Source organism: Enterobacter cloacae complex sp. IR53041 (genome assembly GCF_049238285.1).
Lineage (GTDB): Bacteria > Pseudomonadota > Gammaproteobacteria > Enterobacterales > Enterobacteriaceae > Enterobacter > Enterobacter roggenkampii.
Map to the genome: position 1 here is coordinate 46,245 of NZ_JBMKHB010000023.1, position 16,233 is coordinate 62,477.

23 protein-coding genes and 1 pseudogene are annotated in these 16,233 nt (G+C 55.8%); 14 read left to right on the plus strand and 10 right to left on the minus strand.

The features are described 5' to 3' along the window. Window positions 1-50: 50 nt before the first annotated feature. The gene (locus ACOTXF_RS16505; RefSeq protein WP_421635287.1) at window positions 51-590 is read left to right on the plus strand and encodes an ester cyclase; all 540 of its coding nucleotides are present in this window, start codon (window positions 51-53) and stop codon (window positions 588-590) included. Between the two features lie 38 nt (window positions 591-628). Here ACOTXF_RS16505 and ACOTXF_RS16510 read toward each other — a convergent pair whose 3' ends face one another. Beyond that, window positions 629-1,096, minus strand: a complete 468-nt coding sequence (locus tag ACOTXF_RS16510; protein ID WP_048961979.1) for a DUF1348 family protein — start codon at window positions 1,094-1,096, stop codon at window positions 629-631. A gap of 103 nt (window positions 1,097-1,199) precedes the next feature. Between ACOTXF_RS16510 and ACOTXF_RS16515 the strand changes: the two genes are divergently transcribed. The 3 genes from ACOTXF_RS16515 to ACOTXF_RS16525 all read left to right on the plus strand — a co-directional run bounded on the left by ACOTXF_RS16515 (window position 1,200) and on the right by ACOTXF_RS16525 (window position 2,915). After that, the gene (locus ACOTXF_RS16515) at window positions 1,200-1,781 is read left to right on the plus strand and encodes a TetR/AcrR family transcriptional regulator (RefSeq protein WP_232926817.1); all 582 of its coding nucleotides are present in this window, start codon (window positions 1,200-1,202) and stop codon (window positions 1,779-1,781) included. A 198-nt stretch (window positions 1,782-1,979) separates the two neighbouring features. Further along, complete coding sequence (locus tag ACOTXF_RS16520; RefSeq protein WP_008502334.1) at window positions 1,980-2,384, plus strand: VOC family protein; 405 nt, start codon at window positions 1,980-1,982, stop codon at window positions 2,382-2,384. 18 nt (window positions 2,385-2,402) lie between these two features. Beyond that, window positions 2,403-2,915: a GNAT family N-acetyltransferase gene (locus ACOTXF_RS16525; RefSeq protein ID WP_047747536.1), complete on the plus strand. Its 513-nt coding sequence runs from the start codon at window positions 2,403-2,405 to the stop codon at window positions 2,913-2,915. Here the strand turns inward: ACOTXF_RS16525 and ACOTXF_RS16530 are convergent. Together ACOTXF_RS16530 and ACOTXF_RS16535 are read right to left on the minus strand one after the other, a co-directional pair. Next, window positions 2,896-3,684, minus strand: a complete 789-nt coding sequence (locus tag ACOTXF_RS16530; protein WP_008502332.1) for a hypothetical protein — start codon at window positions 3,682-3,684, stop codon at window positions 2,896-2,898. The two genes, ACOTXF_RS16525 and ACOTXF_RS16530, sit on opposite strands and share 20 nt — an antisense overlap. Before the next feature lies 1 nt (window position 3,685). After that, window positions 3,686-3,883 carry a hypothetical protein gene (locus ACOTXF_RS16535; protein WP_008502331.1) on the minus strand — a complete coding sequence of 66 codons (198 nt, stop codon included), beginning with the start codon at window positions 3,881-3,883 and terminating at the stop codon, window positions 3,686-3,688. A 257-nt stretch (window positions 3,884-4,140) separates the two neighbouring features. Between ACOTXF_RS16535 and ACOTXF_RS16540 the strand changes: the two genes are divergently transcribed. From ACOTXF_RS16540 to ACOTXF_RS16575, 8 genes are read left to right on the plus strand one after another with little or no spacing between them, the layout of a single operon-like run. Continuing rightward, on the plus strand, window positions 4,141-4,575 hold the full coding sequence (locus ACOTXF_RS16540; RefSeq protein ID WP_008502330.1) for a nuclear transport factor 2 family protein: 435 nt from the start codon (window positions 4,141-4,143) through the stop codon (window positions 4,573-4,575). Then, window positions 4,572-5,291, plus strand: coding sequence for an SDR family NAD(P)-dependent oxidoreductase (locus ACOTXF_RS16545; protein WP_047747535.1), 720 nt, complete (start codon window positions 4,572-4,574; stop codon window positions 5,289-5,291). The genes ACOTXF_RS16540 and ACOTXF_RS16545 overlap by 4 nt, the downstream gene beginning before the upstream one ends. After that, window positions 5,288-6,547, plus strand: coding sequence for an NAD(P)/FAD-dependent oxidoreductase (locus tag ACOTXF_RS16550; RefSeq protein WP_032651754.1), 1,260 nt, complete (start codon window positions 5,288-5,290; stop codon window positions 6,545-6,547). The genes ACOTXF_RS16545 and ACOTXF_RS16550 overlap by 4 nt, the downstream gene beginning before the upstream one ends. Window position 6,548: 1 nt before the next feature. Next, window positions 6,549-7,271: a DUF1365 domain-containing protein gene (locus ACOTXF_RS16555; protein ID WP_008502327.1), complete on the plus strand. Its 723-nt coding sequence runs from the start codon at window positions 6,549-6,551 to the stop codon at window positions 7,269-7,271. Further along, the gene (locus ACOTXF_RS16560; protein WP_023292491.1) at window positions 7,268-8,488 is read left to right on the plus strand and encodes an SAM-dependent methyltransferase; all 1,221 of its coding nucleotides are present in this window, start codon (window positions 7,268-7,270) and stop codon (window positions 8,486-8,488) included. Before ACOTXF_RS16555 ends, ACOTXF_RS16560 begins: the two co-directional genes overlap by 4 nt. After that, on the plus strand, window positions 8,485-8,970 hold the full coding sequence (locus tag ACOTXF_RS16565) for a DUF2878 domain-containing protein (RefSeq protein ID WP_008502325.1): 486 nt from the start codon (window positions 8,485-8,487) through the stop codon (window positions 8,968-8,970). Before ACOTXF_RS16560 ends, ACOTXF_RS16565 begins: the two co-directional genes overlap by 4 nt. Then, window positions 8,967-9,491, plus strand: coding sequence for a hypothetical protein (locus tag ACOTXF_RS16570; RefSeq protein ID WP_023292489.1), 525 nt, complete (start codon window positions 8,967-8,969; stop codon window positions 9,489-9,491). The genes ACOTXF_RS16565 and ACOTXF_RS16570 overlap by 4 nt, the downstream gene beginning before the upstream one ends. Next, on the plus strand, window positions 9,488-10,021 hold the full coding sequence (locus tag ACOTXF_RS16575; protein ID WP_032651763.1) for a DUF3833 domain-containing protein: 534 nt from the start codon (window positions 9,488-9,490) through the stop codon (window positions 10,019-10,021). Before ACOTXF_RS16570 ends, ACOTXF_RS16575 begins: the two co-directional genes overlap by 4 nt. Here ACOTXF_RS16575 and ACOTXF_RS16580 read toward each other — a convergent pair. Continuing rightward, window positions 10,018-10,476: a DMT family transporter gene (locus ACOTXF_RS16580; protein ID WP_045416056.1), complete on the minus strand. Its 459-nt coding sequence runs from the start codon at window positions 10,474-10,476 to the stop codon at window positions 10,018-10,020. The genes ACOTXF_RS16575 and ACOTXF_RS16580 overlap by 4 nt on opposite strands. A gap of 4 nt (window positions 10,477-10,480) precedes the next feature. Then, entirely contained in the window at window positions 10,481-10,915 is a 435-nt protein-coding gene (locus ACOTXF_RS16585; RefSeq protein ID WP_023292486.1) for a DMT family transporter, read from the minus strand. Window positions 10,916-11,010: 95 nt separating this feature from the next. Between ACOTXF_RS16585 and ACOTXF_RS16590 the strand changes: the two genes are divergently transcribed. Then, window positions 11,011-11,973, plus strand: coding sequence for a LysR family transcriptional regulator (locus ACOTXF_RS16590; protein ID WP_032651765.1), 963 nt, complete (start codon window positions 11,011-11,013; stop codon window positions 11,971-11,973). Here the strand turns inward: ACOTXF_RS16590 and ACOTXF_RS16595 are convergent. The 5 genes and pseudogenes from ACOTXF_RS16595 to ACOTXF_RS16615 form a co-directional block, all read right to left on the minus strand. Continuing rightward, window positions 11,948-12,976: a methionine synthase gene (locus ACOTXF_RS16595; protein WP_047747530.1), complete on the minus strand. Its 1,029-nt coding sequence runs from the start codon at window positions 12,974-12,976 to the stop codon at window positions 11,948-11,950. The genes ACOTXF_RS16590 and ACOTXF_RS16595 overlap by 26 nt on opposite strands. A gap of 23 nt (window positions 12,977-12,999) precedes the next feature. Beyond that, window positions 13,000-13,974, minus strand: coding sequence for a DUF1852 domain-containing protein (locus ACOTXF_RS16600; RefSeq protein WP_047747529.1), 975 nt, complete (start codon window positions 13,972-13,974; stop codon window positions 13,000-13,002). A 179-nt stretch (window positions 13,975-14,153) separates the two neighbouring features. Continuing rightward, the gene (locus tag ACOTXF_RS16605; protein ID WP_008502317.1) at window positions 14,154-14,645 is read right to left on the minus strand and encodes an Hcp family type VI secretion system effector; all 492 of its coding nucleotides are present in this window, start codon (window positions 14,643-14,645) and stop codon (window positions 14,154-14,156) included. Between the two features lie 3 nt (window positions 14,646-14,648). Continuing rightward, the gene (locus tag ACOTXF_RS16610; RefSeq protein ID WP_074172853.1) at window positions 14,649-14,930 is read right to left on the minus strand and encodes a hypothetical protein; all 282 of its coding nucleotides are present in this window, start codon (window positions 14,928-14,930) and stop codon (window positions 14,649-14,651) included. Next, window positions 14,905-15,425, minus strand: a pseudogene (locus ACOTXF_RS16615) (DUF2778 domain-containing protein). Before ACOTXF_RS16615 ends, ACOTXF_RS16610 begins: the two are co-directional and overlap by 26 nt. 267 nt (window positions 15,426-15,692) lie before the next feature. Between ACOTXF_RS16615 and ACOTXF_RS16620 the strand changes: the two are divergent. After that, window positions 15,693-16,232: a DUF2058 domain-containing protein gene (locus ACOTXF_RS16620; protein ID WP_021242569.1), complete on the plus strand. Its 540-nt coding sequence runs from the start codon at window positions 15,693-15,695 to the stop codon at window positions 16,230-16,232. The last annotated feature ends 1 nt before the right edge of the window (window position 16,233 follow it).

Here is a 16,233-nt window from a genome sequence, read left to right on the forward strand (position 1 = left end):
ATCCGCAGGGCATCGTCTGCGGGTAACGTAACACTCTGTAGAGAGACATCATGAAATATACGACGTGCTTTCGTCCCGCTATCGCGGCGCTTATTTTTGCTGGTCTGTCGGGCAATGCTATTTCCGCGCAGGGGGAAAGAGTACAGCCGAAACAGCTGATTGTGGACAAGAGCCTGCCCCAGGGGCAATTAAAGACGAATGAAGCCGTTGCCAGAGAATATGCCACGTTCTGGAACACCGGTAATGAAACTCTGGCGCGTGATGCCCTGGCGGCAAACTTTGTTGATAAAACACCGCCGGAAGGCCGTAAGCAGGGGCCGGAAGGCGCTATTTTAGCCTCGCGGGCGTTTCGCACGGCCGTGCCCGATTTGCGCTGCGACGTTGAGCAGATGATTATTTCAGGCGACCGCGTGGTCTCACATTTACATTTTTACGGCACATTCACCGGGACATTTGGCAAGCTGAAAGGAAAGGGGCAGAAAATAGATTTTATCGTCACGGATATCTATGAAATCCGTGACGGTAAAATTGCAGCGAATTGGCATATTGAGGACAACCTGACGCTGATGAAACAGCTGGGCGCGCTGTAAATCACATCACTCCGGGAAGCCGGAGTGATGCGTTGAGCCTATAACCCCAGATCGCTCAGCGAGGGGTGATCGTCCGGGCGTCTGCCCAGCGGCCAGTGGAACAGTCGCTCGGATTCTTTTATCGGCATATCGTTAACGCAGGCAAAGCGGGGCTTCATCAAGCCGTCCGGTGCGAACTCCCAGTTTTCGTTGCCGTACGAGCGGAACCAGTTGCCTGAATCATCATGCCATTCATAGGCATAGCGGACCGCGATGCGGTTATCCGTAAAGGCCCACAGCTCTTTAATCAGACGATAATCGAGCTCTTTTTTCCATTTCCGCGCCAGGAACGCCTGCGCTTCCTCCCTATTGGTGGCGAATTCTGCACGGTTGCGCCATTGGGTATCCAGCGTATAGGCCAGCGCAACTTTCGCCGGATCGCGGCTGTTCCAGCCATCTTCTGCCAGCCTGACTTTTTCAATAGCGCTTTCACGTGTGAAGGGCGGTAAGGGAGGACGTGTGTTCATGGCGATTACCTCGTTATGTGATTATGTAGACAGGTCTGTCTACTTGCGCTAATCTATGCCTGAAAAATAACGTTGTCAACATCCGTTTTGAGGCCATCGACAAATGAAAGCAGAATCCGAAAACAACGATAAAAAAATAAGCGTCAGGGATAAAATATTACTGACGGCGCACGATCTGTTTTATTCCACAGGCTTCAGAGCGACGGGGGTGGATACGCTGATTAAAGAGGCGAAAGTGACGAAGGTAACGTTTTATCGCCATTATCCGAGTAAGAGCTTGCTTATTCTCGCCTATTTACACTATCGACATGAAATATGGATTAACTGGTTTGAGGCCACGCTTCGTCGACATCTCGTTGAAGGCCAGACGCCTGCGGACGCTCTATCGGCTACCCTTTATGAATGGTTTATTTCGCCTGAGTTTCACGGCTGTGCGTTTATTAATGCCAGCGCCGAAGCCAAATCCGAAGAGATTGAAAGCGAAATAAAAGCGATATGCCGCGATCATAAAATCGAAACAAAGAAGATTATTGCGTCGCTGACGAAGATTGCGGATGAGCGCGTCGTCAATGAAATCATGCTGCTCATTGACGGCGCCATTATTCAAGCGCAGATGGGCATGGAGACGGATGAGGTCATCGCGTCGTTGAAGAGGGCGCTGGCAGGGTTACCCGATGGCAATTGATGCAGCCTGTTTCTTGAGAAAGGCCGTGATGTCACGACGGAAGAGATGACAAGCCTTGAGATACAGCCTGACACCAGAAAAAGCTTATCTGATGAAGGAATTGCTCGTCGGGTCGCGCATGCGATCGCTGTTTTTATGTGTGCATATTCAGTGGAAAAGCGTTCATAATGAGTCAATTAGGGCAAAGGAAACGAAAAAATGAGAACACAGAAACGATGCCTCGGCTGCGTGGCTATTGTGGTTGATGACTACGATCGCGCCATTGAGTACTACACAGACAAGCTGGGGTTTACCCTCGTAGAGGATACGCCGCAACCGGGTAAACGCTGGGTGGTCGTCTCGCCCAATCCGGAAAGCGACTGCAACATTTTGCTGGCTCGTGCGTCTAACGAGAGGCAGGAAGGTTTTATCGGTAATCAATGCGGCGGCAGAGTTTTCCTGTTCCTTCAGACGGATGATTTTTGGCGCGATTACCATGCCATGAAAGCAAAAGGCGTTCATTTTTGTGAAGAACCTCGTGAGGAAGAGTACGGTACGGTGGTGGTGTTTGAAGATATGTACGGCAACCGCTGGGATCTCTATCAACATGCCCAACGCGGGTGATTACGCGGGATACCTTCCATGACGCTTCGAATTCGACAGGCCACCGGGGCCGATTCAACGCTATTAAGCGCGTTGGGATATCGTATCTATCCCGCGCATTTTCAGCATTTGTGGGTATCAGATGCGGAGATGAAGGATTTTCTGAACGCCGAGTATGCCCCCTCCGTCATTGAGCAGAGCCTTACCGAGAGCCATGTTTCCTGGTTTGTGGCAGAAACCGATCGGCCAGTGGGATTCATGAAAGTGACCTGGGACGCCATACTTCCGGAAACGGATAAGAGGGGCGTTCTCCTCAACAAGCTCTACCTCGATCCTGCTGAGACCGGCAAGCACTATGGTCAGGACATGTTCCATAAAATTATCGACATGGCCCGAAGCAGGGGAAAGGACTCTCTCTGGCTGGAAGTGCTTGAGCAGAACGCAGGAGCGTACCGGTTCTACCAGAAGCAGGGCATGCTCTGCATTAAGAATGTCCTTTTTGAAACAGCCTCACAGCAGAGCATACTCAGAATTATGGGGATGTCTCTTTAGGGCCAGGGCTCTCGTCCCGCTGTGCCAGCGACAGCGCGCTGGCGCTGGCGGGATCGAACAGCGAGATGCTCTCAATCTGGTTGAGTAAAATCACCTTGCGGAATGACATGGCGCTGCGGGGTTCCGAGTCGAGCGTAATGTCATGCTCCGCATACCACCGGCTGTAATTATTCTCGATGCGCAGGTTCATCGTCTTCGCATCCCGGTACCCGCTCAACATCGGGATCAGCACGATATTGGCCGTTTTTTCATATTCCAGCGTCGCGGTGTGGATCATACCGACGTAAATCCGCCTCGAGCGGAGCGTGACCTGCGCCAGCTCGCCTTGCTCCATACACTGATAGAGCAGTTGTTCAATCCCGCTCGCCTGCGCAAGCCGTTTGTAGAGCTTTTTCCGACTCTCGCCGTCCAGCCTGGCGCTGCCTGCCCAGTTAGAGCGGTAGAGGCAAAACAGAATGGCAAACGCCAGCATCACCACCACCGGCGCCTGAATGCCTAAAAAACTCCAGTTCATAAAGTCGATTTGCCAGTCGGTGTATTTTGGTGAGGCAAAGTGGAAGGCGTTGTTGGCGGCGGAAAGGGTGAGCAGCAGCAGCCAGAGCAGCCCCGTAGCAATCACCCCCTGCAGAACGAAAATACAGCCGTAAAGCGCAACGAGAAAATAGACGTCCCAGCCAAAGGAACGCTTGATTTTAAAGCGGGTCGACAGGTCTCGGCTGGTGTACCAGTACCCGCAGACCATCAGCACCATAAATATCGCCGTTCCCATATCAGGCCCTCTTCAGCGCGTTAACGTGACGCAGAAAGTCCTGCCGCACCTCGTTGCTTTTGTAGTTCACCGAGGCGTTCCCGTCCTGGTCGATAATGATGCGGTCGCCATCTTCTACGGCTTCAATAATTTCCTGCTGACTCATCACCTGCAGTAAGGATTCCGGGCTTGAGAAGAGGGAGAGAAAGAAACGTTTCATGTCAGGCATCCTTATGAATAAAAAGGATAAGCCTGGAAGATGACCGCTGAATTTGCCTTAAGGATAACCTGAAAGTGAAAGCCGGGTGGCGGCTACGCCTTACCCGGCCTACAAAACCGTCAAATGATTGAGTTATCAAGTTGTTGATATTTATGGGTAATAAAAAATAAATTTGCACAAACTTGGACAAGTAACGTTAATTGTGTAAGTTTTAAGTATGCGATTACGCCACGTTGTTTACAGCCAGGATGTGACCCATGAGCACTTTGCCCTCTGTCGTGAGTCGGTTTGTCGAGTACTACGCCGCACTGGATAGCCAGCCGCCGTCCGCGCTGGTCGGGCTTTACCATTCAAATGCCACGCTTGTCGATCCGTTCGGCGAGCACGACGGTATCTTTGCGCTTCAGCGCTATTTCACCCATCTGCTGGCCAACGTCGAGAACTGCCGTTTTTCTATCGACCCGCCGCTCTGCAGCGGGAACCGGTTTGTTGTCACCTGGGTGATGCACTGGTCGCATCCGCGCATTGCCGGAGGCGAACCGCTCGATCTGCCGGGGTGCTCGGTGGTGGAGACGGAAAACGATCTCATCACCCACCAGCGCGACTACTACGATGCGGGAGAGATGATCTACGAACATCTTCCTCTGCTGGGCTGGGCGGTACGCGGCGTGAAGCGGAGGGTCAAATCATGAAGACGGTACTGATTACCGGTGCAAGTTCGGGCATTGGCGCCGGGCTGGCGAAATCCTTCTCCGCTGACGGCTATCATGTGATTGCCTGCGGGCGCGATCCGGCGCGTCTGGAAGCGCTGCATCAGACCTGCCCCAATCTCACCGTTCGCCTGTTCGATATGACGGACCGGGAGGCCTGCCGACAGGCGCTGACCGGCAGCTACGCCGATTTGATTATTCTCTGCGCCGGTACCTGCGAATACCTCGACGGTGGCGTGGTGGATGCAGCGCTGGTGGAGCGGGTCATGAACACCAATTTCCTCGGGCCGGTGAACTGCCTTGAGGCGCTGCAGCCGCAGCTGGTTCGCGGCAACCGCGTGGTGCTGGTGAGCTCGATGGCCCACTGGCTGACTTTCCCTCGCGCAGAGGCCTACGGTGCGTCCAAAGCGGCGCTGAGCTGGTTTGCCGAAAGCCTGCGCCTGGACTGGGAGCCAAAAGGGATTACCGTCACGGTTGTCTCTCCGGGCTTCGTCGATACGCCCCTGACGCGAAAAAACGATTTTGCCATGCCGGGTCGGGTGACCGTCGATGAGGCGGTGAAGGCGATCCGTATCGGGCTGGCGGCCGGGAAAATGCACATCGCGTTTCCTGCCGGATTTGGCTTCATTTTGCGGCTGCTCTCAGGGCTGCCTGCTTTTCTTCAGCGCACGCTGCTGCGCAGGATGGTGCGTTCATGAACATTGCAATTATCGGCAGCGGCATTGCCGGGCTGACGTGCGCCTGGCGACTGGCCGGGCACCATCAGGTGACCCTGTTTGAAGCGGGATCCACACCGGGCGGCCATACCGCAACGGTTGACGTGACGACGCCACAAGGCACATACGCGATCGATACCGGGTTTATCGTCTACAACGACCGCACCTATCCGCGCTTTATGGGCCTGCTCAGCGAGCTGGGTATCAGCGGGCAAAAAACCCAGATGAGCTTTTCAGTACACAACCCTGAGACGGGGCTGGAATACAACGGCCACACCCTGACGTCGCTGTTTGCCCAGCGCCGAAATCTCGTCAATCCGACATTCTGGCGGCTGCTCGGTGAAATCGTCCGCTTCAATCGTCTGGCAAAACAGGCGCTGGACGGGGAAGTGGACCCGAACGCCACGCTGCAGACGTTTCTGGACCAGCACGGCTTTACGCCGTTTTTTGCGCGCCACTATATTCTGCCGATGGGGGCCGCCATCTGGTCATCCTCGCTGCAGGAGATGAAGCGTTTCCCGCTGCCGCTTTTTTTACGTTTCTTCCAAAACCACGGTTTGCTGGATATCACCCATCGCCCGCAGTGGTACGTGGTGCCGGGCGGCTCGCGAGAGTATATCCGCGCGATGCTGGACAAACTGGGCGATCGGCTGACGCTGCATCTCAATTCACCGGTTCAGCGGGTGAGCCGCCACGAGGACGGGGTCACGCTCCAGCTTGAAAACGGCAGCCATACCTTCGACCAGGTGATATTTGCCTGCCACTCCGGCAGTGCTCTGGCGATGCTTGACGACCCGACCTCCGCAGAGCGCGAGGTGCTGGGCGATATCGGCTGGCAGCGCAACGAGGTGGTGTTGCACAGCGACCCGCGCTGGCTGCCGGTGCGGCCGCGCGCCTGGGCGAGCTGGAATTACCGGCTGAGCGCGCAGGAGCAGGCCAGCGCCTGTGTGACCTACAACATGAACATTCTGCAGGGGCTGCCTGCGGGCAGCCCGCTATTCTGCGTCACACTGAACCCGGACGCGGCGGTGGATGAGCGCTTCGTTCTGCAACGCTTCGTTTATGAGCATCCGCTGTTTAACCCGCAAAGCTGGCGGGCGCAGGCGCGGCGCGGCGAGATCAACGGTCACCAGCGGAGCTGGTTCTGCGGAGCCTATTGGTACAACGGTTTTCATGAAGACGGCGTGCGCAGCGCGCTGGACGTGGTCAACGCGATAGCGGCCGGAGAGGGGAACTGAGATGAACAGCTGCCTCTATCATGGCGTATTGCGCCACCGCCGCCTTCAGCCGAAAACCCATGAATTTCGCTACAGCGTCTTTATGGCCTGGCTGGATCTTGATGAGCTGCCGCTGCTGGCGTCCGTCGGCGTGCGCCGCAATCGCTTTGCCGCCGCCGCGTTCCATGACGCGGATTATCCGCTCGGCACGCCGCTCAAAGAGAACGTGCTCAGCAGGCTGGAGAGCCTGACCGGGGAACGGCCGGACGGGCGGGTCATGCTTCTGACGCAGTTGCGGTATTTCGGGTTTCATTTTAACCCGGTCAACTTTTACTACTGCTATGACGGGAAGGGGACTCTGCGCTGGGTACTGGCGGAGGTTCGCAACACGCCGTGGAACGAGCGTCATTATTACGCGGTCGACGGGCAACATGCCCAGCCCACGGAAAAAGCGTTTCACGTTTCCCCCTTCAACCCGATGGACATGATCTACCACTGGCGCTTCAACGATCCGGATAACACGCTGCATATGCACATTGAAAATCATCAGGAAGCGAAGGTGTTCGACGCCACGCTCGCCCTGCGCCGGGAGCCGCTGACCCGTCCGGCACTGCGCGCGCTGCTGCTGCGCATCCCGCTTATGACCCTGAAAACCGTTTTCGCCATTTACTGGCAGGCGCTGAGGCTGTGGCTCAAGCGCGTGCCGCTGTATAACCATCCCGTCAGCAGGAGTGAACGCTCATGACCGATCCCGTCTTTGCGTTAGAACCCGATATCCCGCGCAACGTCCGCCTCGCGCGATGGCTGCTGTTTCGTCTGTTAAGCGGCATCCGCGGTGGTTCGCTCACCCTGCGTGAAGGGGCGCAGACCTTCCATTTTGGCGAGACATCCTCCGCGCTGCACGCCGACGTGCAGATCCTCACGCCCGCCGTCTACTGGCGCGTCTTAACGGGCGGGAGCCTTGCCGCCGCTGAAGCCTGGATGGACGGCGAATGGGAAACCGCGCAGCTCACGCCGCTTCTGCAAATCCTGGCCCTCAACGGCGAGGTGCTTGGCCGTCTTGAGAAAGGGTTCCGGCTGCTTGGCCGACCGCTGGAGCGTTTGCGCCACTGGACGCGGCGTAACTCCCGCGCGCAGGCGCGTGAAAATATTGCCGCCCATTACGACCTGGGCAACACCTTCTATGCTCATTTTCTGGACAGGGAACTGCTTTACTCCAGCGCGCTCTTTACCGCAGACGAGCAGGATCTCACGACGGCCCAGCAGGCCAAAATGGCGCGCCTGTGCGACCAGCTGGCGCTTAGCGAGGCCGACCACCTGCTGGAAATCGGCACCGGCTGGGGGGCGATGGCGGAATACGCGGCCCGTCATTATGGCTGTCGGGTGACTACCACCACGCTGTCGCAGGAGCAATACGTCTGGGCAACCGAGCGGATCGCCCGCGCCGGGTTGCAGGATCGTGTTGAGGTGCTGCTCTGCGACTATCGCGACCTCACCGGGCAGTACGACAAGCTGGTCTCAATAGAGATGATTGAAGCCGTCGGGCAACGCTATCTGCCTACATTCTTCCGGACCTGTCAGGCGCGGCTGCGCCCGGGTGGACGAATGGCGATTCAGGCCATCACCATTCAGGACCAGCGCTATCGCGACTACAGCAAAAGCGTCGATTTTATTCAGCGCTACATTTTCCCGGGCGGCTTCCTGCCGAGCATCACCGCGATGAACGAGCTGATGACGCGCCACACCGATTTCGTGGTGCGCAATCTCTTCGACATGGGGCCGGACTACGCCCGCACGCTGGCGCACTGGCGGCAGCGCTTTGTCCACGCCTGGCAGGAGATTGAAAAGCTCGGCTTTGATGACCGGTTCCGCCGCATGTGGCTTTATTACTTTGGCTACTGTGAAGCCGGGTTTAACGCCCGCACCATTAGCGTGGTGCAGCTGACCGCAGAGCGCGTATGAGACGATATCTTCAGGTCTTCCTGCTGGCCGTCGCGTTCGATCTCTACTGGGCGCTGGTGGTGCTCTTTCGCGAACAGGGCCTGATTATCTGGCTCGGGCTGGCGATCCTGGCGTGCCTGCTCTTGCCGTCTGTATATCGTTTTTACGCCATTGGGCTGGCCGCGGCGGGCAGTTTGCTGGATACGCTCTGGGCGCTGACGGGGCTGATCGCCTTCACGGGTGATGCCCTGATGCCGCTATGGATGGTGGCATTATGGCTGATGTTCGCCACCGTCTGGACGCAGCTTACGCGCACCACCACGTTGCCCGGCTGGCTGCTCACCCTGCTGGCCGCCGTGGGAGGGCCGGTGGCGTACCTGATTGGCGAGCGGCTGGGTGCCATCACGTTTCTGGAGCCGACCTTTATCGTCGTCAGCTGGATGGCGCCGGGCTGGCTGGTGTTGATGCTGTTTTTCCACCTGCTGATGGGGAGACAAAAATGAGAGCTGCGGTTTTGTTGCTTTGTCTGACGCTGGTTGTTCCTGTTGCCCAGGCCGCCGACTGGCTGGCCTGGCGGAAGGTGGGTGACGCCACGCTCACCTGGGGGCCGTTCACCGTCTATACCTCCCAGCTGCGTACGCCGGACGGGCGTTACGGTCGGGAGAACCAGGATCAGGCGCTGATTATTACCTATGCGCGCGATATCGATCGCGATGAGCTGGTCGAGGCGACCCGCGACCAGTGGCAGGCGCAGGGGATCCTGCAACGGGAACCCCGAAGCGAAGCCTGGTTACAGATGCTCCGCTCTCTGTGGCCGGATGTCCGGCCGGGCGCACAGCTGGCGTTTGTGCTCGACGACGGGCAGGGGCAGTTCTGGTATCGCGCGTCAGCGGCGCAAAAAGCCTTTATTCCACTCGGACCGCGTCAGTCAGAAGCGTTCAGCACCCGCTTCCTGGCCATCTGGCTCGACCCTCGTACGCAATACCCTGAGCTGCGTCAGCAGTTAATCGGAGGCCAAAAATGAAACGTATCCTGATGATGGCGCTGGCATTGACGATGCTGCTGGCAGGCTGTAGCACGGAGGTGACCGAGTATCGCCAGCAGCAGCCGCGGCTGGATATCTTCCATTACTTCCAGGGCAAAACCGAAGCGTGGGGGATGGTACAGGATCGCAGCGGCAAGCAAATCCGCCGCTTTCACGTTGAGATTGCCGGGGACGTTATCGGCGATACGCTGACGCTGAACGAGCACTTCGTTTACGACGACGGCGAGAAGCAGCAGCGGGTCTGGCATATCCGCCGCGTGGGGAGCGATCGCTACGAAGGCACGGCGGGGGATATTGAAGGGGTAGCAACGGGGCAGGCCGCCGGCAACGCGTTCAACTGGCATTACAGCATGAACGTGAAGGCCAACGGCAGCACCTGGCTACTGAACTTTGACGACTGGATGTACCTGCAGGATGAGAACCATCTGTTTAATAAAACCGAGATGAAGAAACTGGGCGTCACCGTCGCCACGGTGACGCTGTTCTTTACCCGTAAGACCTCAGCTTAGTTGCGGACGCTGCCGGTTTTGCTGCTGGAGTAGATGAAGTACAGGGCAATCCCCAGGCATACCACCGCGCTCAGACGGCTCGGTGAAAACGAAATGGCGGGATTGCCCAGCCAGCCAAAGTTATCAATCAGCATACTCATGGCGAGCTGGCCGAATATCACCGCCACCGTGGCGACGGCGGTGCCGATCCGCTGTACGGCGAGCACCATTATCACGATATAGGGCACGCCAAACATCGCCCCGAGGAGCTGCCATTTCGGCACGTCCAGCAGCGTGACCGCCTGCTTAGGCTCAAAGAAGAAAATGAGCAGGGCGGTCACCAGCGCGCCGACGGAAAACGTTAGAAACGCGCTCTTGAAAACGCCCACGCTGCTGCCGAGCTGCCCATTAATTGCGGCCTGTATGCTCAGCGTCGCGCCGCCGCAGATGGCCAGAATTATCATCATCAGTGTCATGTGTTTACCCCTTTGCGACCAGTACCAGTGCGGCAATAATAAAAACCAGCGCCACGATGCGTCTTGCGTTTATCTTCCTGTGCGGCGTACCCAGCAGGCCAAAGTGGTCAATGATCAGGCTTTTAAAAACCTGACCTGCCAGAATGCCAATCATCGTCAGCGCGATGCCGATAGTCGGCGTGGCGAGCGTCAGTATGACGACGTAGATCGGACCCAGCACCCCGCCGAGGAGCTGCCAGCCGGGCTGTGCGAAAAACGACGGGCTGTTGCGCGGGCTGAAAAACAGCATCAGCAAAAACGTCAGCGCGGCGCCGACGCCAAAAATGCTGAACGTCGCCCATAAATCCCCGACTTTCCCCCCCAGGGGGCCCAGCAGTCCCGCCTCGACGGAGAGGCCCATCCCGCCAGCGATCACCAGTAAAATCAAAACCAACTGCATTCTTCTTCCTCCGTTTTCAGGCGAAGAAGATTACGTGGGTTGTGCAATGAGAAAAATGCCATAATGCTGCAAACACCTTTGCAGGATATGCATTAATGGTTGACGCCAGCAACATCAACATCCGCGCGCTGCTGATCTTTATCGACGTGTATGAAGCGCAGAACTTCTCCGTCGTGGCGCGGCGGCAGGGGATATCGGCCTCGCAGATATCGCGCGTGATCCACCAGCTCGAGGATGCGCTCGGGCAGCAGCTTTTCTATCGCAATACGCGGGCCGTCATTCCCACGGAAAGCGGTCATCTGTTTATTCGCTACGCCCGGTCGATGGCGGAGAATCTTGAAGAGGCGCGCCGGGAGCTGGACGCGCGTGCGGTGGAGCCGTCCGGTGCGATCCGCATTAACGGACCGGTGTTTTTCGGCCAGAAGCACATAGCCCCAGGACTTCCCGGCCTGTCGGCACGCTATCCTCGCCTGAGCGTAGAGCTGACGCTGACCGATGATTTTATCGACCCCCACCGGGATGCGGCAGACCTTATCTTCCGCATTGGCGTGCTGACGGACTCGTCGTTTCGCGCGCGGGTGTTTGGGCAGCAGGTGTACCATCTGGCCGCGTCGCCAGACTACGTGCGTAAACACGGTGCGCCAGAAGTGCCGGACGATCTGAACCGCCATCATTGCCTGGTGTATCGCGGATCGTCAGGGCCTAACCGCTGGCTGTTGCGCAGGGCGGGCGAGGCGTGGACACACTATCCCGTGACGCCATTGATGACCTCGAATAATGCGGAAGCGTTGCTGGCTGCGGCGCGGGGAGGGATGGGGATTGTGCTGTTTCCGGACTGGCTGGTGAGCGAGCCGCTCCAGCGCGGTGAGCTGATTCCGCTCCTGCCCGCGCTGGAGTGCGCCATCACTACGGAACAACAGGCTATCGCGGCGATCTACCCTGATGCCCGACATCCGCCCCTGAACGTCAGGGCGGTGATTGATTATTACGTCGAGCGCTTTGGTACGCCGCCGTACTGGCAGCGTAAGGGAATTACGCGCCAAGCTCCCGGCGGATAATTTCTGCGCCAGCGCTGAGTGCTCTAAGCTTGCCGTTGGCAACCTGACGGGAGAGGGGCGCCATGCCGCAGTTGGTTGACGGGTACAGCTTGTCGGCGTCGACAAACTGCAGCGCTTTTCGCAGCGTATCGGCCACTTCCTCCGGCGTTTCAACCGTGTTGGTTGCCACATCGATCGCCCCAACCATCACTTTTTTACCGCGGATCAGCTCCAGCAGATCCATCGGCACGCGGGAGTTGTGGCATTCCAGGGAGATGATGTCGATGTTAGAGGTCTGCAGCTTCGGGAAGGCCTCTTCGTACTGGCGCCACTCCGAGCCGAGCGTCTTTTTCCAGTCGGTATTGGCCTTGATGCCGTAGCCGTAGCAGATGTGGACCGCGGTTTCGCACTTCAGCCCTTCAATGGCGCGCTCCAGCGCGGCGATGCCCCAGTCGTTGACCTCATCAAAAAAGACGTTAAACGCCGGTTCATCGAACTGGATAATGTCCACGCCTGCGGCCTCTAGCTCTCGCGCTTCCTGGTTAAGGATTTTGGCAAATTCCCAGGCCAGCTTTTCGCGGCTTTTATAGTGCGCGTCATACAGGGTGTCGATCATGGTCATCGGCCCCGGCAGGGCCCATTTGATCGGCTTGTCCGTGAGCTGGCGCAGGTATTTTGCATCGTCGACGAAGACCGGTTTCTGGCGCGCAACCGCGGAAACCACGGTCGGCACGCTCGCGTCATAGCGGTTACGAATGCGCACCGTCTGGCGGTTCTCAAAATCGACGCCGCTCAGGTGTTCAATAAAGGTGGTGACGAAGTGCTGGCGGGTCTGTTCCCCGTCGCTGACGATATCGATTCCCGCGCGGATCTGCTCATCCAGAGACAGGCGCAGCGCATCCTGCTTGCCTGCCAGCAGTTCCTGACCCTGTAACTTCCACGGTGACCAGAGCGTCTCAGGTTGCGCAAGCCAGGTCGGCTTTGGCAGGCTGCCAGCCGTTGAAGTCGGGAGCAATGTTTTCATAATAAAAGACCTTTTTTAATGTATTAAAGCGTGTAGTTATCAGACCACTGCTCAAGAATGTGTTTGTAAGGCTTAATAAAGTACTCTTCGGTAAACCGACCCTGTTCAATCGCCAGGCGGCTTCGCTCTTCCCGGTCATACACAATTTTGGTTAAGGAGTGATCCTGCTGGTTCAGATCCGGTCGGTAGCACAGCCCCGCCGCCGAGTTGGCGTTATAAATTTCCGGGCGATAGATTTTCTGGAACGTCTCCATCGTGCTGATGGTGGCGATCAGTTCGAGGTCGGTGTAATCACTCAGCAAATCCCCGGTAAAGAAGAACGCGAACGGCGCCACGCTGTGTTCCGGCATGAAGTAGCGCACGCTCAGGCCCATCTTCGCGAAGTACTGCTCCGTAAGCGATTCGCCATCCGGCTGGTACTCAACGCCCAGCACGGGGTGCTGGTTACCGGTGCGGCGATAGGTATCTTTGCTGGAGACGCTCAGGCAAATCACCGGTCCTTTTGTGAAGTTCTCTTTGTATTCAGGTGAATTCACAAAATGGCGGAAGATATTGCCGTGCAGTTCGCCAAATTTTTCCGGAATGCTGAAGTGCTGCTGGTTCTTGTTGTGATCCAGCAGCAGCACGCTGAAATCATAATCCCGCACGTAAGACGAGAAGTTATTCCCGACGATGCCAGGGATACGCTGGTTGTTTTTGTTGTCGACAATGGTGGTTTGCAGTATCTCAATGGCCGGGAACGGCTTTTCCGCGCCAATATTCAAATCGACAGAGATGATTTCAAGCTCAACCGCATAGCGATCGGCGTTTGGGTTATCCCAGCGCGCTAAGGCGTTAAAGCGGTTGTTGATCATCACCAGCGTATTGCGCAGGTTCTCCTGACGCTTTTCCCCGCGCGCCAGGTTGGCGAAGTTGGTGGTCGTACGCGTATTTTCTGACGGGTTGTAATTCTCATCGAAGCAACTGCGCTTAAGGGTATATGTGAAAGCTTTGCTCATTGTGGTTATGCATCCTAAGTTCATGTTGCTAAGAAGTTACCAATGCATAATTTATGCCTGAGCCCGTGGCGCAGGGGAAGTGACTTAATTTCAATGCAACATGAGGGAAGTTCATGAACAGGATTGCGCACAGCCTGGAGAGGAAAGTGAGAGAGTAAGGGGCATCGCGCCCCTTAGCGTTATGCTGTAGGGCGTTCGTTCCAGGCATCACTGTGCATTATGTTCCCGTCGACGATGCGCCAGGTAATTTTTTCGTACTGCAGACTTACGCTTTCAACATGGTTCATTTTATCGTTGGCAGCGATTTTCACGTTCGGCACGCTGCAGTTAACACCCGTAACCTTTACGTTCTCCATTAGTACAGTGTAATAACAGACTTCCTGTCCGGCATCATTAATATGATAGAACTTAATTTCAGCGCTTTTGAGTGCCTGACCGGTAGATGCTGCTTTGTAAAGGTAGGGCGTGGCGCTATCAACTTCCTTTTCAATCCGCATAGATGAGTGTTGACGCGTGCCGGTGATCTTGCCGTTAGCGCTGTCTACCGGGAGGTTTAGGCCATGACTCAGTCCTATGATCTCAATGCTACCTTCACGATCCTGAACATCTACAGAACCTTTAATATGTGCTCCACCGTCGTCTTTTAGCCACATGTAGGGAGGAATAGGCATTCTTTATTTCCTTATTTTATTGAGTAGTAGCGTTGTTAAGCGGTAAATAACCGTAGCGAGGGTCAGTACGATTAAAATATCGATATCGATATTGGTATATGTGTCGTATAGTGTTTCAGCATTCACATCACCATAAATAAAATCACATAGAGATGAGACCACGTCATGATCAAGATAGCGTTCAGCAGGTCCCAATGTGCGGCCTACTAAAATGCTGATGCAAAGAAACCAGACCGTTTTGAACAGCCTGATGCCCCATTTAAGGGCACGCGTTGGTATATCCACTTTCACTCACCTCAACCCAACCGCGTGCCATCAGTGAACGCATACAGGGAACCTGAATAAGCTCTGTACTCATGAGAGCATTCCGAATCAGTGCGTAATCAGAATTATGGGCAATCGTGATACATCCTTCAGATACCGTACCCGGATGCAGCCGAAACAAACCCCGATAGACGTTATCAATCCAGGTACCATCATCGATTCCCAGTCATCCTTGTACAAAGCAAACCACTCATCGCGGCCAAATTCTGCACCGGACCTGACCTTATTCCACCGATCCTGAACCTTCGCTTTTAAACCTGAAAAGAAACCTCCAGTCCCTCTGTCAACAATCCAGTATTTACCTGGGGGAATTGGACCCGACCCTTTAACTGCACCACAAAATCCGTTGTTTCTGTAAATTCCCTGCCCGGAATGCGCCATAAACACGCCAACGCCGTACAGGTTAAAAGGCGCATAGTCAGCACCATTTAGCAGCATCGTTCCTTTTAAGGCCATCTTTTCCCCGCATCCTTTTATTAAGAGAAAGCCAGCCTACGCCTGACGTGACCATAGATATTCAACCCACATCATATTTATGAACGGCTCATTTTTTTTAAGAAAATGACCTGACAATTTTTAATCACGCTTTCTCGTTAACCTTAGTAAATGCTGAATGAATAATGAACCAGACTCAGCTAACAAAACGCCATGCCTGCTTCTCTGGCACACGCTCCGCAATTCCCGCTATAATCCCCAAAATTTCCAACCGGTTTAGAAACGATCATGACAAAACTCACCTTACAAGAGCAGATGCTGAAAGCGGGCCTCGTCAGCAGCAAGAAAGCGGCGAAAGTGCAGCGCACGGCAAAGAAATCACGCGTTCAGGCGCGTGAGGCTCGGGAAGCGGTAGAAGAGAACAAGAAGGCGCAGATCGAGCGTGACAAGCTGCTGAGCGAGCAGCAGAAGCAGGCCGTGCTGGCGAAAGAGTTTAAGGCGCAGGTGAAGCAGCTGATCGAGATGAACCGCATCACCGTGGCGAAAGGCAACATCACCTTTAACTTCACCGACGGTAATCTGATCAAAAAAATCGAGGTGGACAAGCAAACCCAGGCTCAGCTGATCAACGGCCGTCTGGCGATTGCCCGCTTGGTCATCAACGCCAGCGGCGACTGTGAATACGCGATTATCCCGGCGGTAGTGGCCGATAAAATTGCCCAGCGCGATGCCGACAGCATCGTGTTAAACAGCGCGCTCAGCCAGGAAGAGCAGGACGAAGACGATCCGTACGCGGACTTCAAAATCCCTGACGATTTGATGTGGTAAA